Below are 23,078 nucleotides of genomic sequence, written 5' to 3'. Positions count from 1 at the left end.
CCACCGGCAAAAAACCGCCTATCGACCCCGAATCGACGACTTCACGATTCGCCCGACTGCCAAATGCGAAACAACCGGATGATATTCGAAGGATTGTTGATTTATTAACGATAAACAGTCACTTACGGCATCGGGATTTTCGAAAAAATGCCGAGAATCGTCCTGCTCACACCTGTGCGGCAAGCAAGACTCCGCCGTCTTTCTGTGGATAAGACGCCGCCCGCCCTCTGGAACACCCCGCAACGGCAGGAATTCGCCGCCAACGTTTTGCCACATTTCCGCCTCATTTCGGCAAATGGGGCATCCTGACCTCGAAATCACCTTACAGACGTCCCCTGCCCGACCACGTGCAGCCATCTGGCGTGGGCAGTATATTTTAAGCGGCACATCTGTGCGTTGCCGTGTATGGACCGGGGCTTGATGATTGGATCGGCTATGTTTGGCGATGACCAGAAGACACCACCCCCTCCTCAGCAACCACCCGCAAAGGCGGAAGACACGCCCCCTGCGAAACCGAACGAGGACGCAGAGAAAGACGCTTATCAGTTCACGGACTGGGCGCTGATCTAAATACTGTCACGCGGGCTCTGCGGACGATATAACCACGGCATGACTGATCCCGTGTCCTCTATCCGAAATCTTGGCCCCGCATCAGATGCGGCCTTTGCCAAGGCCGGCATCGCGACGGCAGAGCAGCTTCGGGAACTTGGCGCGGACGCGGCCTATGCCAGACTGATCGCATCGGGCGCGCGGCCCCACTTTATCGGATTTTACGCTTTGGTCATGGGATTGCAGGGCCGCCCGTGGAACGATTGCCAGGGCAACGAGAAGACCGAGCTTCGTCGCAGGTTCGACGAAATCAAATCAAGAGCAGAAATAACGGCGCCGAATGACGGCTCGCTTCCAGCAAGCCTTGAAGATGCATTGAACCGCATTGGCGTTCGATAAAGCGCGAAACGAAAATGGCCGCCCAAAAGGACGGCCATTGTACGGTGGGTCGTGTAAAGATCAGCCGACCAGTTCGAGACCGGAAAAGAAGTAGGCGATTTCTTCCGCTGCTGTCTCGGGGGCATCAGAGCCGTGCACAGAGTTCTCGCCGACGCTTTCGGCGAATTCGGCGCGGATCGTGCCAGGTGCGGCGTCTGCCGGGTTCGTAGCGCCCATGACTTCGCGGTTCTTCAGAATGGCGCCTTCGCCTTCCAGGACCTGAACCACGACAGGCTCGGAGGCCATGAATTCGCAAAGCTCGTCATAGAAAGGACGCTCGGCGTGGACCTTGTAGAACTCGCCGGCTTGAGCCTTGGTCATATGGATCCGCTTTTGGGCGATGATCCGCAGACCCGCTTCCTCGAATTTGGCGTTGATCTTGCCGGTCAGGTTCCGCTTTGTCGCGTCTGGTTTGATGATGGAAAACGTGCGTTCGAGCGCCATGTCTCTGCCTCTTTTGGTGGATCGGTGGAACGCCCGATGCATTCCCCTGAAAAATCGCCGACCGACTAGCACGCATGCACCTGAATGGAAAGACATTGCAGCGCGAATGACATCAATCGACCGGTCGGTTCGTGATTTCTCAAACAGGGCTTTCGGTCCCCCCGATGCCTCTGCTAAGTGCCGCCTCGTGCTTACAATAGACTCCATACGTTTCGCCATCGAAGGGCGACCCTTGTTCGAGGATGCCTCGGCCAATATCCCGACCGGTCACAAGATCGGATTTGTCGGGCGCAACGGAACGGGGAAGACGACCTTGTTCAAGCTGATCCGGGGCGAGTACGCTTTGGAGGGCGGCAGCATTCACATCCCGAAGGGCGCGCGTATCGGTGGCGTGGCTCAGGAAGTGCCCGGGTCTGAGGTCTCGCTGCTGGATACGGTTCTGGAAGCCGACACGGAGCGCGCAAGTCTGTTGGCAGAGGCGGATACGGCAACCGACGCAACCCGCATCAGCGAAATTCAAACGCGACTTGCCGATATCGATGCATGGTCCGCCGAGGCGCGCGCCAGCACGATCTTGCGCGGTCTCGGGTTCACACAAGAAGAACAAGCGATGCCCTGCTCTGCGTTCTCCGGTGGATGGCGCATGCGCGTGGCGCTGGCCGGGGTGTTGTTTTCCGCTCCTGATCTCCTTCTTTTGGATGAGCCGACGAACTACCTCGACCTTGAAGGCGCGCTGTGGCTGGAAAGTTACCTCGCGAAGTACCCGCACACGGTCATCACCATCAGCCACGACCGCGGTTTGCTGAACCGAGCGGTCACGTCGATCCTTCACCTTGAGGACAGGAAGTTGACGCTGTATCGGGGCAACTACGATACTTTCGCAGCCACGCGCACCGCGCGTCTGGCCGTCGCCGAATCCGAAGCTCGCAAACAGGACGCGCGCCGTGCACATCTGCAAAGCTTCGTCGACCGGTTCCGCTCCAAGGCGTCTAAGGCCGTGCAGGCACAATCGCGGCTGAAGATGATCGCCAAGATGACGCCAATCACGACACCACAGGAAGCAGCGTTGAAGCGCTTTAGTTTTCCCGAACCGGAGGAACTGTCCCCGCCGATCATCAATATCGACCGGGCCTCGGTCGGGTATGATGGCAAGGCGGTGCTGTCGAGGCTGGCATTGCGGATCGATCAAGACGACCGCATCGCGCTCTTGGGCCGCAATGGCGAGGGCAAATCGACGCTCTCGAAGCTTCTGGCTGGCAAACTTGAACCACTTGCCGGGCAGTTGACACAGGCGCGCAAGCTGAGGGTCGGCTACTTCGCGCAGCATCAATTGGATGAACTGCACGCAGATGAAACGCCTATTGATCATTTGCGGCGGTTGCGCCCGAACGACGGTCCCGGCAAATGGCGCGCGCGCCTCGGCGGGTTCGGAATCGGAGCGGAGCAAGCGGAAACTCTGGTTGGCCGCCTGTCAGGTGGCCAGAAAGCCCGCCTGTCGCTGTTGATCGCAACTCTGGACGCCCCGCATCTCTTGATTTTGGACGAACCGACCAACCACCTCGATATGGAGAGCCGCGAAGCTTTGGTGGAAGCCCTGACAGCCTATACCGGGGCCGTTGTACTGGTCAGTCATGACATGCATCTTCTGAGCCTTGTCGCCGACAGGCTTTGGCTTGTGAAGGACGGCGCCGTCGGTCCATATGATCACGATCTGGAGGCCTATCGCCGGATGCTGTTGGATCAACCTGCGACGAAACAGGACAAGCCGAAATCCAAGCCTGTGCGGGCAAGTCGCGCGGATATCGCGGAGCTTCGTCAAGCAGCGTCGACTGCAGAGGCACGTGTGACAAAGCTTTCCGAGATCCACGAGAAGATCTCACAGAAGCTATCCGATCCCAAGATATACGCACCCGAGCGTCAGGTCGAATACACGACGTGGCAGAAGAAGTTTGCCGAAGTCGAAGATGGTTTGGCACGAGCGGAAGACCTCTGGATGAAGGCTGTCGAGCGCTTGGAGCGAGTGGCAGGCCAGGAGTCGTAGTCGCCATACGGCGGGATTGGACTAGCACGCGCAGCAGGTCCTCGATGCTTCGACAGTTTCGGTAGCCGCCTTTTCAAAGCCGGTAAGCCTAGAAAACCGTGGCAAGAGAGGCGCGACAACACTCTGCTTCCGGCTTGTCTCCGAATGCCAGACTTCCCTGATTGTCGACGACGCAAAATGGTACTTCGCCCCCTGACCTTGAACCGATGGCCAACCTGAAAATGGTGGACGAGCGCATCAGACGGTCTTGACGTCATCCTTGCCCAGCCCGGCAAAACCTGCTCAATGCAGATATGCCTTATGACTTCGCCCTGATCTTGACGGTCTTCATAACCCTGTTCGTGATCATCGATCCGATTGGTCTTGCACCCTTGTTTGTGGCCTTGACCCAAGGGCGGACCACGGCCTACCGGCGCCGGATCGCCGTGACAGCTTGCCTTGTCGGTGCCGGGCTCTTGACAGCATTTGGATTGCTTGGAGACGCTGTTTTGGGATTTGCCGGGATTTCCATGCCGGCATTCCGCATTGCCGGGGGCTTTCTGTTGTTCCTGACGGCGCTGGATATGCTGTTTGAGCGCCGCACCAAGCGACGTGAAGACCAGAGTCACGCGAATGAGGACGATCCATCGGTCTTTCCACTGGCGATCCCACTGATTGCCGGACCCGGTGCGATTGCAACGATGATCCTGTTGACCAATCAAAACGACGGGGAATGGGCCTGGGTCATGACGGTTCACGCCGTGATGTTCGGCGTCATGCTGTTGACGTTCTGCTTTTTTCTGCTGGCCAATCCGATCGAGCGCGCCTTGGGGCCCGTGGGCATCAATGTTGTTACACGCTTGCTGGGAATGTTGCTCGCGGCTTTGTCGGTTCAATTTGTGCTGGATGGATTGCGCGCCGTTGGATTTGGCGGCTAGCCCTACCCAAGGTCGCGACCCGCACCTATTTATTATCCATGAGCAGTCTTAACCTCGACAGCCTTATCTATCTGACGATCTTAGGTGCAGCCATCATCGGTTGGTTCATAGCCGAGAACCGTCAAGGGCTTGGAAAAATCGCCCGCATGTTGATTGCATGGGTGCTGATTTTTGTGGGTGTTGTCGGGGCCTATGGAATTTGGGAAGACATCGAATCCGAGCTTTTGCCGCGACAAGCAGTGGTCGAGGACGGAGCAGCGATCTCAATAGGACGGAGTTTCGATGGACATTTTCATTTGACGCTTCGCATCAATGATGTGCCCGTTGATTTTCTTGTGGATACTGGCGCGACCGATATCGTTCTTACATTGGAAGACGCCACCCGCATAGGGCTTGATCCCGAAAGTCTGGCATTCATAGGACGGGCGCGCACGGCGAATGGCGACGTGCGGACGGCTTTCGTCACACTCGATACCATCGTCCTTGGGCCGTTTTCGCATCGCGGCATTCCGGCATCCGTGAATGAAGGTGAAATGCCCGGTTCTCTTTTGGGAATGCGCTATCTCAGTCTGTTTGACCGTATCGAAATCAGCGGCGACCAGATGACATTGCAGCCTTAGGCGTTTTCGGCCTTTTTCTGCCAGCGCCCGCCTTCGTCGGCCCAATACTGGGCTGCAAGTCCGGCATCCGTCATGACACGCCACAGCCCCCTTGCATGATCGACCGCCTGCGGATCGGCGCCATCAAACAAAATGCACACGCGTTCGGAAGCCTTCGCTTCTTCGACATCAATCGAAGCCTGTCCGACAGCCATCAGACAATGTGGGGCATTCTTCGCCTCGTCTTTCGTCAAGAGGACCGGTTGGTCAGCATCGTGCGGACCACCAGCGATCCCGTGTGGCAAAAAGCCTTCGCCTAGCCAGAGCGATGCATCCAGTCGCCTGATCAAGTCCACGTCACCAGACCGAACGGCAACGCGCCATCCGGCGGCCAAGGACTTCTGCAGAAGCATCGGCAAAGTCGCTTCCAGCGGATTCTCGGTCAGGTGGTAGAAATAGACACTTCCCATGCCCCTAGCCCTCGAATCGATCCGAAACGAGACGATCCAGCGCTCGCACACCCCACCCCGTCGCTCCTTTCGGGGCAAGTTCGGACGCCGCACCAAGACTGGCAACACCCGCGATATCGAGGTGTATCCAAGGCATGTCTTCGTTCACGAAACGCTGCAGGAATTCGGCCGCGATGATCGCCCCTCCGGGGCGCCCACCAACATTCTTCACATCCGCGACGCGGCTCTTCAATGTCTGCGCATAACCGGTACCCAAAGGCATGCGCCAAGCGCCTTCGCCTTCGGTCTTTGCAGCCGCAAGGAACGAGGTGACGAGTGCATCGTCGTTTGAAAATGCGCCTGCGTTTTCGTGACCGAGAGCGACGACAATTGCGCCTGTCAGGGTCGCAAGGTCAATCATGGCCCTTGGAGCAAAACGGTCTTGCGCGTACCACATGATATCGCACAGGACGAGGCGGCCTTCGGCATCAGTATTGATCACTTCGACAGTGTCACCCTTCATTGACCGCACCACATCACCGGGTCGCTGAGCGCGACCGTCAGGCATGTTTTCCACCAGCCCCACCACGCCGACGACATTCGCCGCTGCATTGCGCAGCGCGAGGGCCTTCATGACGCCAGCAACCGTTCCGGCCCCTCCCATATCCATGGTCATCTCCTCCATGCCGCCCGCCGGCTTCAAGGAAATACCGCCCGTATCAAAGACCACGCCCTTGCCAATGAGAGCCAGGGGCGCTTCCGTGCCACTTCCGGTCCATTCCATCACAACGACTTTTGAAGGAGTCTCGCTTCCATGACCAACGGCTAAAAGCGCACGCATTCCAAGCGACTGCAGTTGGTCTTCGTCCAGCACCTCGACCTTCAGGCCTATATCGCGAAGGGCTTCAAGTCGCTCGGCAAAGGCCGTCGTGGTCAATACGTTGGCTGGCTCGTTGACCAGATCGCGGGCGAAGTAAATGCCATCGGCAACGGCCTGAACACGCTTAAGGTCCGCACGTACTGCATGCGGCTTCGAGACCATGAAAGTGATCTCGCGAGGCACGCGATTTTCCTCGTTGGATGTCTTGTGATGAACGAAGCCGTATGACTTCAAAAGACAGCCCATCGCAATGTTCTCAAGTTTTTGACGACCTCCTGCCAGAACAAGGACCGGTCCTTCACCTGCCGCGCCACCGATTGACGCGCCCGCCCGACGCTCGGCTTCAGGATTAATGCGCCGGTCGAGTCGGATCACCTGAACCGCGTCCACATGAAGCCCCGTGGGAAAAGCCAGATCAGCGGCTTGGCCTTCTGCCAGTTTGGAGAATGCCTTGCTCTCGACAAAACGCTCAAGTGCTCCGCGCATCAGTCGGTTCAATCGACGCGCATATTGATCGAGCTTGCCGCTTTCCGGGACGAAAACCACGACCCGACCTGGTGCTTGCGAAATATGCTCAAGGCTCGTTTCAATTATCTTGAGTTTCGCAAGTTCAGTCATGGACGCTCCGGTTTTTCTATTTGCCGAGAGCCTAATGCTCCGACTTGGCCAAGACCAGCCGATAAACTCACACCAGATGCGTCCATGCCTGTTCTCTGCTGCCGGGCTATGATTTAAGGATCGCAGTTTATCCAAGTCAGTCAGTGATGATCGGACGATTCGACAGATACCTCATGGCACAGCTCTTGATGCTGTTTGGCTTTTTTGCGCTGGTGCTTGTGCTTGTGTATTGGGTCAATCGCGCCGTCGTCCTGTTCGACCAGTTGATTGCGAACGGTCAGTCCGCAACGGTTTTTCTGGAATTCTCAGTTCTGTCCTTGCCCAACGTCATTCGTATCGTTCTTCCGATCGCTGCATTTGCGGGCACGCTTTACGTGACGAACAGATTGACGACAGAAAGCGAGTTGATTGTGGTTCAGGCCACCGGTTTTTCCCCATGGAGACTTGCCCGTCCGGTCATTTGTTTTGGTCTGATTGTTGCTGTACTGGCTTCTATCCTCGGTCATTATCTGGTGCCTGCGAGCCTGCGTCAGCTTGCGGTGCGCTCAGACGAGATATCCCAGAACATGACCGCGCGGCTCTTGACCGAAGGAAGATTCATCCACCCGGCGGACAAGGTAACGTTCTATATTCGCGAGATTTCGCCTCAAGGCGAGTTGATGAACATCTTTTTATCCGACGCACGAGATAAAGAAACGAGGGTAACCTATACGGCGCGCGAAGCCTTACTGATCCGCGGGTCGGTGGCACCGACCCTAATCATGCTTGATGGTATGGCACAGTCTTTGGACACTGAAACACGGCTCTTGTCCGTGATCCGGTTTGAGAATCTTGCCTTTGACCTCAGTGGCTTGGTGGAGCTTGGCGGCGTTGGGCGCATACGACCTCAAGAACTGAGCACCAGAGTTCTGCTTCAGGCCAGCGAGACAACCCAGGCATTGACGGGCGCCTCTCGCAATACTTTGCTGTCCGAAGCCCATGAGCGCTTTGGAAATGCCTTGAACGGACTGTTCGCGCCACTGGTTGGATTTGCGGCACTCTTGTTGGGTGGTTTTTCCAGGTTTGGGATTTGGCGACAGATCCTCGGGGCAATTGCAGCCCTAATCGCTATACAAATGATCACCCGGGTCGGACAGGACATCGTTCAATCGAATGCCAGCCTTTGGCCGGCCGCATATCTGGGGCCAATCGTCGGACTCTTGCTGGCTGCGGCCCTTCTTGAACTGGCGTGCCGCCCGGCGCTCTTTCGCCGAAAACCGCGCCGCACAGAAATGGAGGGCGATGCCGCATGACGCTTCACCTTTATTTCGCGCGGCGGTTCTTTAAGACTTTGATGTCCACGATCTTCGTGTTTTTCATCATTCTGTTCCTATTGGACATGGTCGAACAAATACGGAAATTCGGTTCGACCGATGCGACTTTCGGCACGCTCTTGTCGTTGAGCGCGCTCAACGTTCCCGAGACGCTCTACCGCATCCTGCCGTTAATCATGATCTTGGCGACGCTGGCGCTTTTCCTTGGGCTGGCGCGGTCCTCGGAATTAGTGGTGACGCGCGCGTCGGGGCGATCGGCACTAAAAAGCCTTCTGGCCCCGCTGGCTGTCACCTTCTTGATCGGCATTTTTGCAGTTGCGGTGATCAATCCGATCGTTGCAGCAACCTCGAAGCAATATGAAACAGTCGCAGGTCGACTGACAAGTGAAGGGGCGTCGACGGTTTCGGTTTCACGCGAAGGTCTGTGGTTGCGTCAGGGCACGCAATCCGGGCAAACCGTGATCCGGGCCGAACGGGCGAATTTGGATGGGACGGTCCTGTTCGGAGCAACATTTCTGGGCTTTGACTCAAATGGCCGGCCAAGTTACCGGATAGAAGCCGACGTCGCGCGACTTGTCACCGGAGCCTGGGAGATTGAAGGAGCTAAGGAATGGCGCTTTGATCCCAACGAGATAATTCCCGAACAAAACGCGTTTGTCGCTGACCGAATGAGCCTTGCGTCCAATCTGACGCGTGACCAGATACTTGACAGTTTCGGGACACCCTCAGCCATTCCGATCTGGGAACTACCCGCCTTTATCAGGCAACTTGAGGACGCCGGGTTTTCCGCAAGAAACCACCGAACTTTCTTTCACATGGAGTTGGCGTTGCCGATCCTGCTTATTTCAATGGTTCTTGTGGGCGCCGGGTTCACCATGCGACATACCCGAATGGGACGGACCGGCCTAATGGTGATGCTTGCGCTAGCGCTCGGCTTCAGCCTCTATTTCATCCGCAACTTTGCCGCCATTCTGGGCGAGAATGGGCAGATCCCGATCCTGCTTGCGGCTTGGGGCCCACCGGTCGCCGCAGTCCTTCTGCCGCTTGGATTACTCTTGCATCTGGAAGACGGATGAAGCGCTGGTTTTTCTCTCTGATGGTCTGCGCCATATTTCTTCCGGCCATGTTGCACGCGCAAGCGCTTGCGTCCCTTGTCGCGGATAGTGTGGTGATCGATCCGGTCGGCAGTATCACTGCCGAGGGTAACGTCATCATCTATTACGACGGCAACCGACTTGTGGCCGACCGCATTGTTTATGACCGCAATAGTGACACGCTTTCGATCCAGGGCGACGTCACCTTGACCAGCGAAACCGGGGATATATTCACCGCAGATGCGGCAACTCTGGACAGTGATCTGCGCGACGGCGTGCTGACATCGGCACGACTTGTTCTCGACCAACAATTTCAACTCGCCGCGGCACAAATCTCGCGCGTAGAAGACCGCTATACCACTTTGCGCCGCGTGGTCGCATCCTCCTGCGAAGTCTGTGCATCTAATCCAACGCCGCTTTGGGAGATACGCGCGTCTCGGGTTATCCATGACACTGAGGGCCAACAACTCTATTTCGAAAACGCCCAGTTTCGAATGGCAGGCGTTCCACTTATCTATCTGCCGAGACTACGACTGCCCGACCCGACGCTAGATCGCGCAAACGGCCTTTTGATCCCTGAACTTCGGACATCTTCCGACCTGGGCACTGGCATTCTGCTTCCTTATTTCATTGCAATCGGGCGCCACGCCGATGCAACGCTCACGCCGTATCTGTCGGCAAGGACCGCAACACTCGAGTTCTCGTATCGTCAGGAGATCCGCAACGGCCAGCTTTCTTTCGACGGGGCGGTGACAAACGACGATGATCTCGGCGGCCGGGGGTATCTTTTTGCCAACGGGACCTACCTTTTACCACAAGGCTTTGTTGCGACAGGACAGCTCGAGTTCGTCTCGGACCCCGGGTATCTCTTTCAATACGATTATTCCTCGAAGGACCGACTCACGAACGAATTCGCGCTGGGGCGCGTCCGCGAAAAAGACCTGTTTCGCGCCAGCATCACAGAGTTTCGAACACTTCGGGACCAAGAAATTCCGATCCGGGACACCCTGCCCGACCGCTTTATCGAAACCTCTTATCAGCGCGAACTTGACGGACTGCATTTTGGCGGCAGAACCTCGGTCCGGGTCGATACTGCCGCTCTGAACCGTCCGTCTTCCGCGGATATTCTTGGGCGCGACGTATCACGTATCGGATTTGGCGCAGACTGGTCGCGCCGCGACCAGCTCCAATCCGGACTTGTTCTCGACACCGAAGCCGCCCTTCGCATCGAAGCCTACAACGTCAGCCAGGACTCGCGGTTTGAGCGCAACGCGCTGCGGGTCGCCCCCCGCGTTGCAACAGAGTTGCGCTGGCCGCTTGCGAGGACGACGGCAGATGGCGCGACCGAAATACTTGAGCCGATCCTGAGATTTGATTTTGCCAATGTCAGCGGAAGTGCCGTTCCTCTCGAAGACAGCCGTATCGTGGAATTCGACGAAGCCAATCTCTTTGCACCCTCCCGGTTTCCGGGCATCGACGGCATAGAAGACGGACCTCGCGCTGCCTTGGGGTTCAACTGGCACCGGGTCCAGAAAAACGGCTGGGGAGCAAATCTTGCAATCGGTCGCGTTGCAAGCCTGGATGGGGCTTTGCAATTTTCGGACACCGGCGGCCAGGATGCAGATCAATCCGAGTGGCTGCTGGCTGGACGTCTGTCATATGGCGATCGCCTTTGGCTGTCGTCACGCTCGCTCTTTGATGACAACGTGGCTTTCACCTTGAATGAGACCCGCGTTGACTGGCAAGGCGACAAAGCCGCCCTGTCGTCCAGTTTTTTATTCGCGCAACCCGAACCTTCCGAAGGGCGAACAGACAAGTTGTCTGAATTGGCGTTTGGAGGATTTCTTGACCTCAACGAAAACTGGACAGCCAGCACAGACTGGCGCTACGACTTCAACGAAGGTCGCGCTGCGCGCGCGGGCCTCGGGCTTGAATTCGAGACTGATTGCATTCGGATAGACCTTTCCGTGACGCGCCGTTATGCAACATCTACAAGCGTCACACCTACCACGGACTTCGGTTTCCGCGTGTCATTGCTTGGTGTTGGGAACGGACAAAAGCAGGGGGCAAGCCGGTCGGTTTGCAGAGGGTAACAAAGTGAAGAATTCCAGTTGCGTTGTCATATTCTTGTCACTTGTAATGGTGGTTGCCATGTCGTCGCTGCCGGCCGAGGCGCAAAACCGGTTCCGGCCAGCAATCCAGGCCAATGACAACATCATAACGGAATACCAGATCACGCAACGCACACGCTTCCTGGCTCTTTTGCGTGCGCCCGGCGATCCGCGTGCACTTGCACGCGAACAGTTAATCAATGAAACCATTCAATTCGAAGCCGCCCGGCTTAGCGGCGATATGCCCGGTGAAGACCAGATTGCGGCCGGCCTTGAAGAATTTGCTGCGCGTGCGAATTTGACCGCCGAGGAGTTCATCACCGCGCTTGGTCAAGAAGGTGTCGATGCACAGACCTTTCGCGACTTTGTGACGGCCGGGATCGCGTGGCGGGCCCATGTTCAGGCGAGGTTCCGTTCCGAAGCCCGCAACATCCCGCAGGAAGTTATAGACCGTAACTTGGCGCGCACGGGCACTGAAGGCGGCTTGCGTGTATTGATCTCGGAAATTCTTCTGCCAAAGACAGGTGCTGATACGACACGCGCCTCGCGCGCGCGCGCTGCGGAAATCGCGACAATGCGCAGCGAAGAGGAATTCTCGACGGCCGCGCGCCTTTACTCCGTTGCCGCCTCGCGATCGCGTGCAGGGCAATTGAACTGGGTCGCAATTGAAACTCTGCCTGAAAACATTCAGGCACCGATCCGCGCGCTATCTCCCGGCCAGATCAGTCAACCGATCGAACTGGATAACGTCATCGGTATCTTCTTGCTACGAGACGTTGAACGTGTCGCCGTCGGCCGGCCCGAGACGCTTTCGATCGACTATGCGCTTCTTCGCGTCGCCGCAGGGCCAAGTGAAGCTGACCGTATCGCATCGCGCATCGATACCTGCGACGACCTCTACGGCATCGCAAAAGACCTGCCCGAAGATATGCTGATCCGCGAAAGCAGGCCATTGACCGCTTTGCCAGCAGATATCCGCGCTCAGATCGACTTTCTTGATGTTAATGAAGCGACCACCGCCCTCGTTCGAGGCTCGCAAAGCACCGTGCTTATGCTGTGCGGTCGCCAACAGGCCTTTGAAAGCACCGTCGATTTTGAACTTGTCGGAACGCGCCTTCTGAATACGCGTCTCACGTCGATTGCCGCTGACTATCTGGCTGATCTTCGCGCCGATACCTTTGTTGCCGATCTTGCGAATTGATGACTGAAACGTCGCGCCGACCTGTAGCCCTGACCTGCGGCGATCCTGCAGGCGTTGGGCCCGAGATAGCGGTCAAAGCGTGGGAAACACTTTCGTCCTCCGCTCCTTTTTTCTGGATTGGCGACCCGAGACATCTGCCAGTACGCGCGAAGGTTTCGCTCATTCAATCTTCAGCAGAAGCGACAAAAGCCTCAAACCATGGCCTGCCCGTGCTGGCGCATGAATTCCCCGAGATCGCCCAGCCAGGAGTTCCAAGCCCTGCAAACGCGCAATCCGTTGTTGATGTCATCGAAAGAGCCGTCCATCTCGTGCAATCCGGAGATGCGGCGGCCGTTTGCACCGCACCGATTTCAAAGAAGATCCTGGTCGACCACGCCAAGTTTGCCTACCCCGGCCACACCGAGTTCCTCGCCGCATTGGGCGGCGTTGAGACCAGTGTCATGATGCTTGCCTCTGAAGAACTGAAGGTCGTTCCGGTGACGATTCATATGCCTCTTGGCGAAGTGCCCAACGCCTTAACGCAGGAGCTTCTAAGAAAAACGCTGACAATCGTACACAAGTCGATGGTCCGCGATTTTGGCATAGCGACTCCCCGCATTGCGGTGGCCGGGCTTAATCCACATGCGGGTGAGGGCGGCATGCTTGGCGCAGAAGAGGCAGCGATTATTCGGCCCGTTTGTGAAGACCTGCGGGCAGACGGGATGAAAATCACGGATCCCCTGCCCGCCGACACGATGTTCCACGCTAAGGCCCGCAAGACTTATGATGTAGCGGTCGCGATGTATCATGATCAGGCCCTTATCCCCATAAAGACGCTTGCCTTCGATCGCGGCGTCAACGTGACACTCGGGCTTCCGTTTGTGCGCACATCACCCGATCATGGGACGGCCTTCGATATCGCGGGCAAGGGATTGGCGGACGCCACTTCACTTGTGGAAGCCATCAGACTGGCCCACCGCATGGCCTCCGCGCGCATAACGGCTTTTGAATGAGCGCTATCGACGATCTCCCACCGCTGCGCGAAGTCATTTCAAGGCACGGTCTTTCCGCCCGTAAGTCGCTTGGGCAAAACTTCCTGTTGGACTTGAATCTGACAGCGAAAATCGCGCGCTGCGCCGGCGATTTGCATGGATCGGACGTCCTTGAAGTGGGACCTGGCCCCGGAGGCCTGACGCGAGGGCTTTTGGCGGAGGGCGCGCGCAAAGTGGTCGCTGTAGAGAAGGACCGGCGCTGCATTCCCGCGCTTGAGGAAATCGCGCGGGCCTATGAAGGTCGGCTTGAAATACTCGAAGGGGATGCACTTGAACTTGACCTTTCGCAGCATCTCAATCCACCGATCCGCATTGTCTCCAATCTTCCGTACAACGTCGGAACAGAGTTATTGACGCGTTGGCTTGATCCGCCCGAGTGGCCGCCATTCTGGACGTCGCTCACGCTGATGTTTCAACTTGAGGTCGCACAACGCATAACCGCCAAAGCGGGCGAAAAGCACTATGGACGGTTGGCGGTTTTGGCAGGCTGGCGCACCGATGCGCGCATCGTGATGAAGTTATCGCCCGAGGCTTTCACACCAGCCCCCAAGGTTCGATCCGCAGTTGTAACTCTGAATTGCCTTCCCGAACCACGCTATCCGGCCAATCCAAAAATCCTGCGCGATCTGGTTGCGCGGGCCTTCAATCAGCGCAGAAAAATGCTGCGCGCAAGCCTCAAAGGTCTGAGGCCTGACATTGAAGACAGACTGGTTTCAGCCGGAATAAAGCCGACCGACCGGGCTGAAACAGTTGACATTGAACGGTTTTGCGCTTTGGCGCGCAGCCTCGAAAAACCCTAGCTTATTCTGCTGCGTCAGGTGTGGGCGCCTTAGGCTGTTCGGACGCTTCGCCCGCGTCTGCCGTTGGTGCTTTGCGACGGGTCCGACGTGGATGGGCCGTACGTTCTTCTGGTGTTTCCACCAGACCAGAGGACTCGTTGTCCTGATCCATGTCAATCACGTCGTTGTTCGGCTTAGGTTTAGGTCTGGGTCTGGATCTTGGCTGCTCGGATGCAATCTCCTCGTGTTGAGGCTTCTTTTGCTCCTGCACGTCCTGACCACCTGCGTCATCACTACGACGCGGTTGGTTCTGCTGGTTCTGCTGGTTCTGCTGGTTTTGCTGCTGGCGTTCCTGACGCTCTTGCTGCTCCCGCATGGCCTCGGCCAACATTCGAGTGTAATGCTCGGCGTGTTGCTGGAAATTCTCTGCCGCGACGCGGTCATTGGATAACTGCGCGTCTCGGGTGAGTTGATTGTACTTGTCGATGATCTGCTGAGGCGTGCCACGCACTTTCCCCTCAGGACCGGAACTGTCGAACACACGGTTGACGACATTGCCGACATTACGACTGTTGTTGCGATTCCCTTTGGAACGCGAACGTGACTTTTGTGATCTCATAAGGTACTTGTCCAGCCTTTGATCTGGTCTTGCGCGGTAGTTTCAAACCTGACCCCACTTGGGCCGATCGTCCGTGCAAGGATTGAAGTAGCGCCGCGGGAACACATTTCCCTGCGTTGCGCACCCAAACGTTTATCCAGTGGTGCACGACAGGGCAAGCTTATTCTGACTGATCTTCCTGCAATTGACCGGATTCAGCCAATTTTTGATGGTTTCGTCGAAAATGCTTCGACCACACGATCGCGGCGGTCAAAGTCTTGATACACCGTGCAATTCGTCAAACCAGCGTCCGTGAACAACTGAACGACTTCCTGTGCCTCGTCCGGGCCAATTTCGACCAAGACCCGCCCACCCGGCACCAGATGCTTTTCGGCATGTGCGGCGATCTGTCGATACCCGGTCAAACCATCCACGAAATCCGTCAAGGCAATGTGCGGATCACCCTTCAGAACTTCGGGCTCCAGTGTTTCCATTTCGCTGGGTCGAATATAAGGCGGGTTCGAAACAATAAGATCGAACTGCCCGACAACGTCGCTGAACCAATCGCTAGTGGCGAAGCGCGCGCGCTCGGATACGGAATGCGCCAAGGCGTTTTCTTCCGCAATCTTCAGTGCCCTTTCGGAAATGTCGGTTACAAACGCATTGGCGCGGGCACGTTCAGCCAGAAGCGTGACGGCAATGCAGCCGGAGCCCGTTCCGATGTCCAGAAAGCTGCCGAACTGAAATCTCAGCGCCTGGTCAATAAGAACTTCAGTTTCCGGTCTTGGATCAAGGACTTCTGGAGTGACCTTAAACCATCGTCCGAAGAATAGCCGACCTTCGACGATCCGTGAGACTGGCTCACGCGCGGCGCGCCTTTCGCAAAACGCTGTGAAAACACCGGCCGCTTCGGCGGGCAAGGGTTCGCGCAAGAAAAGCGTCAGGCGATCGGATGCGATACCTAGCGCATGGGTCATGAGGCGCCTTGCATCCCGCATTGCATAGCCCACCCCCCGCGCCTCAAGATCCCGCGCCGCACGATATAAGGCGTCTTGCACGGTTTCCCGTGGATTCAGATCACTCACAGCCCTTGCTCGGCCAACTTCGCAGCCTGATCTTCCGAAATCAGCGCGTCGATCACCTCGTCCAGATCACCGGCCATGATATCTGTCAGCCGGTAAAGCGTGAGACCAATTCTGTGATCCGTCAAACGTCCTTGTGGGAAGTTGTACGTGCGAATGCGCTCGGATCGATCACCGGACCCAACCTGTGACTTCCTGTCCGCGGCACGTTCCTGATCCACGCGCTGACGCTCCAGATCAAACAATTTCGCCCGCAGCACCTGCATGGCGATCGCACGGTTCTGGTGCTGAGATTTCTCGGACGAAGTTACGACAACCCCGGTTGGAATATGAGTGATGCGTACGGCGGAATCAGTCGTGTTGACGTGCTGGCCACCGGCGCCGCTGGCGCGCATTGTGTCGACCCGAATATCTGTGGCGGGAATGTCGATATCCACGTCTTCGGCTTCCGGAAGAACCGCAACTGTCGCCGCCGACGTATGAATGCGCCCGCCGGATTCCGTTTCAGGGACCCGTTGAACACGATGGACTCCGCTCTCGTATTTCAGGCGGGCAAAAACCCCTTCACCCGAGACGTTGGCTACCACTTCCTTGATCCCACCCAACTCGGTTTCGGCAAATTCGACGATTGTAAAACGCCATCCTTTTGCTTCGGCATACCGTTGATACATGCGCAATAGATCGCCCGCAAACAGAGCGGCCTCTTCGCCCCCGGTGCCTGGTCGAATTTCGATAATTGCAGGCCGGGAGTCGGCAGCATCCTTCGGCAGCAGTGCAATCCGCAAGGCCTGTTCAACGTCAGGTAACCGCGCCTTCAGAACTGACAGCTCTTCTTCGGCGAGTGCGCGCATTTCGGGATCATCCAGCATCAGTCTGGCTTCTGCCTCGGCCGACACAAGCTCTTGATAATGATAAATTTCTTCAACGACGGGCTTCAAATCGGAGTATTCGCGCGCGAGGGCGGCAATCTCGTTTCCATCCGCACCACCAGCCATCTTCGCTTCCAGAAACTGAAAACGCCCGATGATCTGTTGAAGAGTGTCCGCTGGGATCATCTGTTTCGTCTCTCCGATCCTTCAGACAAGGTCAAGAGAGCGTGACTTGAAATGTCGATCGCCATTGTTAAGCTTGGCGCATGTGGAAAATGGCGTTCATCATAAGCCTCGCAGCCTCGCCGGCATTCGCCGACATCACTGGCCCTGACGGCCGTGTAATCGAATGCTATTGCACCGACACCCAAGGTGATCGGATCGATCTGGGACAGGAAACTTGCCTCGTGGTTAACGGTCGTTCGTTCATGGCCCTTTGCGAGATGTCGCTCAATGTTCCGATTTGGCGCGACACGGGCGTGGGTTGCGTTTCTTCATCCCTCGGCCAGGACATCCTCGATTTCAGCAAACCAGCGCTCCAATCTTTCCCGGTTAACTCCCCAGTCTGAACCAATTTCATAACGAGACCTGGAAATCGCGGCGAGTTTGGTTTGCGACCCCTCGGACACAGCCTTAAAAGTGATATAATCCCGAAAGCCGATCCACTTGGAGCGGGCCACGAAGGTTATCATCCCCTCGTCCACGCTACCGTCCAACCGTCGCACGCGCGGTTCCGACCGTGCGACGCGTATAAGCGCTTCAAGGACCGTATCAGGGTCACCCTGAAAATGAGGTGCGGCCAATCCAATCACTTTGTGACCGCGTGGTCCCGGATCGTTCGCAATCGCCGGATCGACGTGAAAAGCATCGATGTCCGTCGGAGAAAAACGGATCCAACCAAGTCCCAGAATAACAATCACAACAATAGCGATGAGCGTCGTTTGCATTTCACCTAAGCCTCGTTTTCGGCTCTCTACTCTTCAATTATGTCAAAAGTTGTTAATCAGAAGTCGATCGGCGGTTCCATGCCCAAAGGCAGATCAGTTCATGCACCACATGCGCACCAGCCACAGCCGTCATATTCGCGTGATCAAACGGCGGCGAAACTTCAACGACGTCTCCTCCAATCAGATTGATTCCCGCAATGTCTCTGAGAATAACAGCGGTTTGCGCTGTCGACAGCCCCCCCCACACAGGCGTTCCGGTGCCGGGCGCGAAAGCCGGATCCAGCCCGTCGATGTCAAAGGTCAGATAAGTTGCGGCATCACCGACGATGTCTTTCACCGCTCGCGCCGTCGCCGCCGCCCCATTTTCGTGAATGGCCCGCGCATCAATGCGTGTGATCCCAAGCGGCGTGTCATTGGCAACGCGTATCCCGATCTGAACGGACTTCTGAACGTCGATAAGCCCTTCTTTTACGGCCTTGTAGACAAAAGTGCCGTGGTCGACACGCGCCGGATCATCATCCACCCAAGTGTCGGAGTGCGCGTCGAACTGGATAAAGGCCAAAGGCCCATGCTGCGCAAAATGCGCGCGCAAAAGCGGCAGCGTGATCGAATGATCCCCCCCCAGCGTCAGACATGCCGCACCTTGATCAAGGATGCCGCGCGCGTGTTTTTCGATAAGTCCGGGAACTTCGGCGACTTTGGCATAGTCGAAGGCCATGTCTCCATAATCTGCGATGGCGAGTTCATCCAAGGGGTCAAAACCCCAACCGTAGGGCGGATCGCCCGCTTGCAGCGTTGATGCTTCGCGAAGCGCTCGCGGACCAAACCGCGTTCCCGGGCGATGGGTCACGGACTGATCAAAAGGAACTCCGGTAATGGCCAGATCTATGCCAGACAGGTCTTTCGTCAGCTTGCGCCGCAAGAAGGACGGAACCCCCGAAAATACGTTTTCAAAGGCAAGTCCGCGAGGCTCTTTGCGTGTGAAGGCAACATCGACTTCGTTGGCGGCGTCTTCAAGTCCCATAACCATCTCCAATTGGTTCGCCGCTAAAGGCCCGATTGCGGCTGCGACGTCAAGTATTGTTGCGCCGTGCGCACTATGGACAAGTCAACTCTGGACTTCACCGACGTAGCTGCAACAACTGCGGTTCAGCTTTCAAAAACCAAAGCGACAAAGTAATGACCGACGATCCCATCTTTAATATTCCGAACGGTATGCCGCGTCTGGCCGAGATCATGCGCCGTCTCAGAGACCCAAACACAGGGTGTCCTTGGGACATCGAGCAGAATTTCCGCACAATCGCACCCTACACCATAGAGGAGGCGTACGAGGTTGCGGATGCAATAGACCGCGAAGACTGGCCGGAACTGGAAGGTGAGCTGGGCGACCTGCTGCTTCAAGTCGTCTACCACGGTCAAATGGGCGCGGAGGTCGGGCATTTTGATGTCGAAAGCATCCTGCGACGCGTCAGCGATAAGATGATCGCGCGTCATCCGCATGTATTTGGCAATGAGACAAGAGACAAAACAGCAGAAGACCAGAAACGCGACTGGGAAGCGTCGAAAGCAAGGGAGCGCGCCTCCAAAGGTGCCGAGGGCGCGCTTGCAGACGTTGCCCTTGGCCTCCCGGCCCTCATGCGAGCGGTGAAGTTACAAAAACGGGCCGCGCGCGTGGGATTCGACTGGCCGAATGCCGGACAGGTGCTGGACAAGATTGCTGAAGAGTCACGCGAACTGGTCGAAGCCCGCAACCGTGCGGATCCAGACCAAACGCACGAGGAGTTCGGAGACTTGCTGTTTGTTATGGCGAACTTGGCGCGACACCTCGGCGTAGACCCCGAACATGCTTTGCGTGATGCAAATGCGAAATTCACCCGTCGGTTCACACAGATTGAACGAGAACTTGCGAACGACGGTCGGCGCCCCGAGGAGAGCAATCTCGAAGAAATGGATGCATTGTGGGACGCAGCTAAGGCCAAAGAGCGGGGACAACGACCTTGAGGAACGCCCAAAGATTATCCCGACAAAAATACTCAGAGATATTGACCTGACAAAAACACTAGGATTAATTCGGCGCAATGATTCTGACACCACGGAGAGTAAAATGCGCCTTCCAGTCTTTGCCCTTGCCGCGACAGCGATGGCTGTTCCCGCCTATGCTGAAGAACTGAACGTCTATTCCTATCGCCAGCCCGAACTGATCCAGCCCTTGCTGGATGCCTTCACGGAAGAAACGGGCATCACGACAAACGTTGCTTATGTCGACAAGGGCCTGGTCGAGCGACTGAAAGCCGAAGGTCGGCGCTCGCCCGCCGACATTATTCTGACCGTAGATATCAGCCGCCTCACCGAAGCAAAGGACGCAGGTGTGACGCAAGCGGTCGAAAGCGAGACATTGAACGGAAGGATCCCGGTATCGATACGCGATCCCGAAGGCCACTGGTTCGGACTGACGACCCGTGCGCGGATCATTTACGCTTCGAAAGAACGTGTGGCAGAGGGTGAGATCACCACCTACGAAGATCTGGCCGATCCAAAATGGGCGGGCCGCATCTGTACCCGTTCGGGAACCCATGTCTACACACTCGGCCTTCTGAGCGCCGTGATCGAGCATAACGGCGCCGAGGCGGCCGAAACCTGGCTCAAGGGTGTAAAGGCCAATCTGGCTAAGGATCCCGAGGGCAATGACCGCGCGCAGGTCAAATCCATCTGGGCTGGTGAATGCGACATCTCGCTTGGAAATACCTATTATATGGGCGCAATGCTGGAGGATGACGAACAAACCGAATGGGCGAACTCCGTCCGCATCGAATTCCCGACATTCGCTGACAATGGCATGACCCATATCAACATCTCGGGCGTGGCCATGACAGCAAGTGCTCCGAACCGCGACAATGCCGTAGCCTTTATGGAATATCTCGCCTCACCCGAGGCGCAGAATATCTACGCGTCGGTGGTGTATGAATACCCGGCCTCGCCCGCCGCGGCGCCATCCGAGTTGGTGGCAAGCTGGGGGAAATTCACCCCGGATGACACTAACCTCGCGGCAATTGCAGATCATCGGGCGGAGGCCCTCAAGATGGTCGAACGTGTCGACTTTGATGGCGGCAACGGCTCCGGCGGTTAACGCCCCCGGCATCGTTCGAGGACTTGGTCTGGACATCGCAAAGGGGCGCCGCCAATGTGGACTTCTCAATCGGAGGTCTTCATGGCTGCGCCCCGCAAAATAATCATCGACACTGATCCCGGACAGGACGATGCGGTCGCCATCCTTCTTGCGCTTGCGTCTCCGGACGAAATCGACGTCTTGGGAATTGTAGCGGTCGCAGGCAATGTGCCTCTCGCGTTGACCGAGAAAAACACTCGGATCATTTGCGAACTGGCCGGGCGGCGAGACATGCATGTCTATGCAGGCTGTGACAAACCCCTGAAGCGCAAGCTTGTTACCGCCGAACACGTGCACGGAAAAACCGGACTGGATGGACCTCAGCTTCCCGTGCCAACGATGCCGCTGCAAACCATCCACGGTGTTGATTTCATAATCGAAACACTCCGTTCGGAACCTGCAGGCACCGTTACTCTGGTGCCAATCGGTCCCCTCACGAATATAGCGGCCGCCTTTGAGAAAGCCCCGGATATCAAAGAGCGGGTCGAAGAGATCGTTCTCATGGGGGGCGCTTATTTTGAGGTTGGCAATATAACACCAGCCGCCGAATTCAACATTTATGTCGACCCGGAAGCCGCTGATATTGTTTTCAATTCTGGCGTGCAGATCACGGTAATGCCACTTGACGTCACCCACAAAGCACTCACAAGTGCCAAGTGGATCGCTGATATCAAGGCGCTGGACACAGACGTTGGACACATGGTTGCAAGTTGGACCGATTTCTTCGAGCGTTTCGACACGGAAAAATACGGCTCGCAGGGCGCGCCGCTTCACGACCCCTGCACGATCGCGTATTTGATCAACCCTTCACTTTTTCAGGGTCGGTTCATCAACGTCGAGATCGAGACACAGTCCGAACTGACCTTGGGCATGACCGTTGCAGACTGGTGGGGCGTCACCGACAGGCCCGCGAACGCGATGTTCATGGGATCCGTCGACGATGCGGGTTTCTTCAACCTTTTGACTGAGCGCCTGGCGCGTTTATGACGCTTCTCGATGCGCCGGACCCAAGATGGCATGAATTTGCGCAACGCGAAATCGACAGCCTGATCCAACGCATCGATGGCCTTGTCGCGGTTCACCATGTGGGATCAACGTCCGTTCCCGGCCTGCCGGCAAAACCCATTCTGGACCTCTTGCCTGTCTTTCGTGATGCGGAAACTAAAGCGGTCGCCAAAACTCAATTCGAGGCGCTCGGCTACGAATGGCTGGGCGAGCACGGGCTTTCCGGCCGGGATTATGCGCGCAAATTCGATCCGAAAAACGGCAAGCGAGTTGTACATGCGCATTGCTATGTTTCAGATCATCCCGACATCACCAGACACCTTGCTTTTCGAGATGCCTTGCGCAACAAAGCAACACTCAGGGCGGCCTATACTTCCGTCAAAGCGGCCTGTGCGTCCCGCCACCCGGAAGGCGGCGCCGCTTACGGGCTGTGCAAATCCGAGTGGATCGACAAAGCCGAAGCTCGAGCGCTCGCCCGCATTCAAGAGACATCAAAATGACCCAGATACTTCATCTCGCAACGCCTGATGACACAGAAAAGCTGCTGCCGATGATTACGGCCTACCACGCGCTTGAAGGCATAAACACCGACGACGACCACCGTCGCACCGCCATTGCGCCTCTGCTCGATGGCTCTCCACATGGCGCGATCTGGCTGATAGGTCCGAAAATGTCACCCGTTGGCTATGTGGCGGTCACGTTCGGTTGGTCCATCGAAATGGGTGGCCTGGATGGGTTCATTGACGAGCTTTGGATACGCGAAAAGGTCCGGGGGCGTGGCATGGGAAGCGAAGCCGTTGCCACGCTCATCAAGTCACTAAGAGCTGCCGGCCTGATGGCTTTGCATCTTGAGGTCGCGCAACGCAACGCGCGGGCGGAAAAGATGTATGGACGACTTGGATTCGCGCGCCGGCCTCACAATCTGATGACTTGGACCGCTTGAGGAC

24 protein-coding genes are annotated in these 23,078 nt (G+C 56.8%); 16 read left to right on the top strand and 8 right to left on the bottom strand.

The genetic code is table 11. From position 1 onward, the window contains the following. Positions 1-420: 420 nt before the first annotated feature. Positions 421-570 (top strand): hypothetical protein, encoded by a 150-nt coding sequence (locus BOA8489_RS20305; protein WP_176440157.1) that lies wholly within the window; start codon positions 421-423, stop codon positions 568-570. A 39-nt stretch (positions 571-609) separates the two neighbouring features. Then, the gene (locus BOA8489_RS00615) at positions 610-948 is read left to right on the top strand and encodes a TfoX/Sxy family protein (RefSeq protein WP_093972049.1); all 339 of its coding nucleotides are present in this window, start codon (positions 610-612) and stop codon (positions 946-948) included. 60 nt (positions 949-1,008) lie between these two features. Here BOA8489_RS00615 and ndk read toward each other — a convergent pair whose 3' ends face one another. Then, a complete protein-coding gene (gene ndk, locus BOA8489_RS00610) occupies positions 1,009-1,431 on the bottom strand; it encodes a nucleoside-diphosphate kinase (RefSeq protein ID WP_093972048.1) in 423 nt (140 codons plus the stop codon). Between the two features lie 187 nt (positions 1,432-1,618). Here ndk and BOA8489_RS00605 point away from each other — a divergent pair, with 187 nt between their 5' ends. From BOA8489_RS00605 to BOA8489_RS00595, 3 genes are all read left to right on the top strand, one after another. Continuing rightward, positions 1,619-3,472 carry an ABC-F family ATP-binding cassette domain-containing protein gene (locus BOA8489_RS00605; RefSeq protein WP_093972461.1) on the top strand — a complete coding sequence of 618 codons (1,854 nt, stop codon included), beginning with the start codon at positions 1,619-1,621 and terminating at the stop codon, positions 3,470-3,472. 293 nt (positions 3,473-3,765) lie between these two features. Next, positions 3,766-4,389: a MarC family protein gene (locus BOA8489_RS00600; protein ID WP_093972047.1), complete on the top strand. Its 624-nt coding sequence runs from the start codon at positions 3,766-3,768 to the stop codon at positions 4,387-4,389. Between the two features lie 38 nt (positions 4,390-4,427). Next, a complete protein-coding gene (locus tag BOA8489_RS00595) occupies positions 4,428-5,009 on the top strand; it encodes a retropepsin-like aspartic protease family protein (RefSeq protein WP_093972046.1) in 582 nt (193 codons plus the stop codon). Here BOA8489_RS00595 and BOA8489_RS00590 read toward each other — a convergent pair. Together BOA8489_RS00590 and BOA8489_RS00585 are read right to left on the bottom strand one after the other, a co-directional pair. Further along, the gene (locus BOA8489_RS00590; protein WP_093972045.1) at positions 5,006-5,458 is read right to left on the bottom strand and encodes a DNA polymerase III subunit chi; all 453 of its coding nucleotides are present in this window, start codon (positions 5,456-5,458) and stop codon (positions 5,006-5,008) included. The two genes, BOA8489_RS00595 and BOA8489_RS00590, sit on opposite strands and share 4 nt — an antisense overlap. Before the next feature lie 4 nt (positions 5,459-5,462). Next, complete coding sequence (locus BOA8489_RS00585; protein WP_093972044.1) at positions 5,463-6,935, bottom strand: leucyl aminopeptidase; 1,473 nt, start codon at positions 6,933-6,935, stop codon at positions 5,463-5,465. A gap of 146 nt (positions 6,936-7,081) precedes the next feature. Between BOA8489_RS00585 and lptF the strand changes: the two genes are divergently transcribed. The 6 genes from lptF to rsmA are packed head-to-tail and all read left to right on the top strand — an operon-like array spanning position 7,082 to position 14,485. Further along, the gene (gene lptF, locus BOA8489_RS00580) at positions 7,082-8,227 is read left to right on the top strand and encodes an LPS export ABC transporter permease LptF (protein WP_306345735.1); all 1,146 of its coding nucleotides are present in this window, start codon (positions 7,082-7,084) and stop codon (positions 8,225-8,227) included. After that, on the top strand, positions 8,224-9,324 hold the full coding sequence (gene lptG / locus BOA8489_RS00575) for an LPS export ABC transporter permease LptG (RefSeq protein WP_093972043.1): 1,101 nt from the start codon (positions 8,224-8,226) through the stop codon (positions 9,322-9,324). The genes lptF and lptG overlap by 4 nt, the downstream gene beginning before the upstream one ends. Then, positions 9,321-11,435, top strand: a complete 2,115-nt coding sequence (locus tag BOA8489_RS00570) for an LPS-assembly protein LptD (protein ID WP_093972042.1) — start codon at positions 9,321-9,323, stop codon at positions 11,433-11,435. The genes lptG and BOA8489_RS00570 overlap by 4 nt, the downstream gene beginning before the upstream one ends. A gap of 58 nt (positions 11,436-11,493) precedes the next feature. After that, the gene (locus BOA8489_RS00565; protein ID WP_176440156.1) at positions 11,494-12,654 is read left to right on the top strand and encodes a peptidylprolyl isomerase; all 1,161 of its coding nucleotides are present in this window, start codon (positions 11,494-11,496) and stop codon (positions 12,652-12,654) included. Next, the gene (gene pdxA, locus BOA8489_RS00560) at positions 12,654-13,646 is read left to right on the top strand and encodes a 4-hydroxythreonine-4-phosphate dehydrogenase PdxA (protein WP_093972040.1); all 993 of its coding nucleotides are present in this window, start codon (positions 12,654-12,656) and stop codon (positions 13,644-13,646) included. The genes BOA8489_RS00565 and pdxA overlap by 1 nt, the downstream gene beginning before the upstream one ends. Continuing rightward, complete coding sequence (gene rsmA / locus BOA8489_RS00555) at positions 13,643-14,485, top strand: 16S rRNA (adenine(1518)-N(6)/adenine(1519)-N(6))-dimethyltransferase RsmA (RefSeq protein WP_093972039.1); 843 nt, start codon at positions 13,643-13,645, stop codon at positions 14,483-14,485. Before pdxA ends, rsmA begins: the two co-directional genes overlap by 4 nt. Before the next feature lies 1 nt (position 14,486). Here the strand turns inward: rsmA and BOA8489_RS00550 are convergent, their stop codons facing one another. The 5 genes from BOA8489_RS00550 to speB all read right to left on the bottom strand — a co-directional run bounded on the left by BOA8489_RS00550 (position 14,487) and on the right by speB (position 18,984). Then, positions 14,487-15,083 carry a DUF4167 domain-containing protein gene (locus tag BOA8489_RS00550; protein WP_093972038.1) on the bottom strand — a complete coding sequence of 199 codons (597 nt, stop codon included), beginning with the start codon at positions 15,081-15,083 and terminating at the stop codon, positions 14,487-14,489. Positions 15,084-15,277: 194 nt separating this feature from the next. Next, the gene (prmC, locus tag BOA8489_RS00545; RefSeq protein ID WP_245813614.1) at positions 15,278-16,147 is read right to left on the bottom strand and encodes a peptide chain release factor N(5)-glutamine methyltransferase; all 870 of its coding nucleotides are present in this window, start codon (positions 16,145-16,147) and stop codon (positions 15,278-15,280) included. Next, the gene (prfA, locus tag BOA8489_RS00540; RefSeq protein ID WP_093972037.1) at positions 16,144-17,199 is read right to left on the bottom strand and encodes a peptide chain release factor 1; all 1,056 of its coding nucleotides are present in this window, start codon (positions 17,197-17,199) and stop codon (positions 16,144-16,146) included. The genes prmC and prfA overlap by 4 nt, the downstream gene beginning before the upstream one ends. A 308-nt stretch (positions 17,200-17,507) precedes the next feature. Beyond that, positions 17,508-17,960: a DUF1499 domain-containing protein gene (locus BOA8489_RS00530; RefSeq protein ID WP_093972035.1), complete on the bottom strand. Its 453-nt coding sequence runs from the start codon at positions 17,958-17,960 to the stop codon at positions 17,508-17,510. Positions 17,961-18,012: 52 nt separating this feature from the next. Next, a complete protein-coding gene (speB, locus tag BOA8489_RS00525; RefSeq protein ID WP_093972034.1) occupies positions 18,013-18,984 on the bottom strand; it encodes an agmatinase in 972 nt (323 codons plus the stop codon). 155 nt (positions 18,985-19,139) lie between these two features. Between speB and mazG the strand changes: the two genes are divergently transcribed. From mazG to BOA8489_RS00500, 5 genes are all read left to right on the top strand, one after another. Then, on the top strand, positions 19,140-19,961 hold the full coding sequence (mazG, locus tag BOA8489_RS00520; protein ID WP_093972033.1) for a nucleoside triphosphate pyrophosphohydrolase: 822 nt from the start codon (positions 19,140-19,142) through the stop codon (positions 19,959-19,961). A gap of 103 nt (positions 19,962-20,064) precedes the next feature. Further along, entirely contained in the window at positions 20,065-21,087 is a 1,023-nt protein-coding gene (locus BOA8489_RS00515; RefSeq protein ID WP_093972032.1) for a Fe(3+) ABC transporter substrate-binding protein, read from the top strand. An 81-nt stretch (positions 21,088-21,168) separates the two neighbouring features. Beyond that, entirely contained in the window at positions 21,169-22,113 is a 945-nt protein-coding gene (locus tag BOA8489_RS00510) for a nucleoside hydrolase (RefSeq protein ID WP_093972458.1), read from the top strand. Further along, entirely contained in the window at positions 22,110-22,631 is a 522-nt protein-coding gene (locus tag BOA8489_RS00505; RefSeq protein ID WP_093972031.1) for a GrpB family protein, read from the top strand. The genes BOA8489_RS00510 and BOA8489_RS00505 overlap by 4 nt, the downstream gene beginning before the upstream one ends. After that, positions 22,628-23,074 carry a GNAT family N-acetyltransferase gene (locus tag BOA8489_RS00500; protein ID WP_093972030.1) on the top strand — a complete coding sequence of 149 codons (447 nt, stop codon included), beginning with the start codon at positions 22,628-22,630 and terminating at the stop codon, positions 23,072-23,074. The genes BOA8489_RS00505 and BOA8489_RS00500 overlap by 4 nt, the downstream gene beginning before the upstream one ends. Positions 23,075-23,078: the final 4 nt, after the last annotated feature.

Source organism: Boseongicola aestuarii (assembly GCF_900184815.1).
Classification (GTDB): Bacteria; Pseudomonadota; Alphaproteobacteria; order Rhodobacterales; family Rhodobacteraceae; genus Boseongicola; species Boseongicola aestuarii.
This window is presented reverse-complemented; position numbering and strand designations above follow the sequence as displayed.

What these genes read in the sequence shown, in the direction of transcription:
- BOA8489_RS20305 (WP_176440157.1), top strand. Translation starts at nt 421, where the DNA reads ATGATTGGATCGGCTATGTTTGGCGATGACCAGAAGACACCACCCCCT.
- BOA8489_RS00615 (WP_093972049.1), top strand. Translation starts at nt 610, where the DNA reads ATGACTGATCCCGTGTCCTCTATCCGAAATCTTGGCCCCGCATCAGAT.
- ndk (WP_093972048.1), bottom strand. Translation starts at nt 1,431, where the DNA reads ATGGCGCTCGAACGCACGTTTTCCATCATCAAACCAGACGCGACAAAG.
- BOA8489_RS00600 (WP_093972047.1), top strand. Translation starts at nt 3,766, where the DNA reads ATGCCTTATGACTTCGCCCTGATCTTGACGGTCTTCATAACCCTGTTC.
- BOA8489_RS00595 (WP_093972046.1), top strand. Translation starts at nt 4,428, where the DNA reads ATGAGCAGTCTTAACCTCGACAGCCTTATCTATCTGACGATCTTAGGT.
- BOA8489_RS00590 (WP_093972045.1), bottom strand. Translation starts at nt 5,458, where the DNA reads ATGGGAAGTGTCTATTTCTACCACCTGACCGAGAATCCGCTGGAAGCG.
- BOA8489_RS00585 (WP_093972044.1), bottom strand. Translation starts at nt 6,935, where the DNA reads ATGACTGAACTTGCGAAACTCAAGATAATTGAAACGAGCCTTGAGCAT.
- lptF (WP_306345735.1), top strand. Translation starts at nt 7,082, where the DNA reads ATGATCGGACGATTCGACAGATACCTCATGGCACAGCTCTTGATGCTG.
- lptG (WP_093972043.1), top strand. Translation starts at nt 8,224, where the DNA reads ATGACGCTTCACCTTTATTTCGCGCGGCGGTTCTTTAAGACTTTGATG.
- BOA8489_RS00570 (WP_093972042.1), top strand. Translation starts at nt 9,321, where the DNA reads ATGAAGCGCTGGTTTTTCTCTCTGATGGTCTGCGCCATATTTCTTCCG.
- BOA8489_RS00565 (WP_176440156.1), top strand. Translation starts at nt 11,494, where the DNA reads ATGTCGTCGCTGCCGGCCGAGGCGCAAAACCGGTTCCGGCCAGCAATC.
- pdxA (WP_093972040.1), top strand. Translation starts at nt 12,654, where the DNA reads ATGACTGAAACGTCGCGCCGACCTGTAGCCCTGACCTGCGGCGATCCT.
- rsmA (WP_093972039.1), top strand. Translation starts at nt 13,643, where the DNA reads ATGAGCGCTATCGACGATCTCCCACCGCTGCGCGAAGTCATTTCAAGG.
- BOA8489_RS00550 (WP_093972038.1), bottom strand. Translation starts at nt 15,083, where the DNA reads ATGAGATCACAAAAGTCACGTTCGCGTTCCAAAGGGAATCGCAACAAC.
- prfA (WP_093972037.1), bottom strand. Translation starts at nt 17,199, where the DNA reads ATGATCCCAGCGGACACTCTTCAACAGATCATCGGGCGTTTTCAGTTT.
- BOA8489_RS00530 (WP_093972035.1), bottom strand. Translation starts at nt 17,960, where the DNA reads ATGCAAACGACGCTCATCGCTATTGTTGTGATTGTTATTCTGGGACTT.
- speB (WP_093972034.1), bottom strand. Translation starts at nt 18,984, where the DNA reads ATGGGACTTGAAGACGCCGCCAACGAAGTCGATGTTGCCTTCACACGC.
- mazG (WP_093972033.1), top strand. Translation starts at nt 19,140, where the DNA reads ATGACCGACGATCCCATCTTTAATATTCCGAACGGTATGCCGCGTCTG.
- BOA8489_RS00515 (WP_093972032.1), top strand. Translation starts at nt 20,065, where the DNA reads ATGCGCCTTCCAGTCTTTGCCCTTGCCGCGACAGCGATGGCTGTTCCC.
- BOA8489_RS00510 (WP_093972458.1), top strand. Translation starts at nt 21,169, where the DNA reads ATGGCTGCGCCCCGCAAAATAATCATCGACACTGATCCCGGACAGGAC.
- BOA8489_RS00505 (WP_093972031.1), top strand. Translation starts at nt 22,110, where the DNA reads ATGACGCTTCTCGATGCGCCGGACCCAAGATGGCATGAATTTGCGCAA.
- BOA8489_RS00500 (WP_093972030.1), top strand. Translation starts at nt 22,628, where the DNA reads ATGACCCAGATACTTCATCTCGCAACGCCTGATGACACAGAAAAGCTG.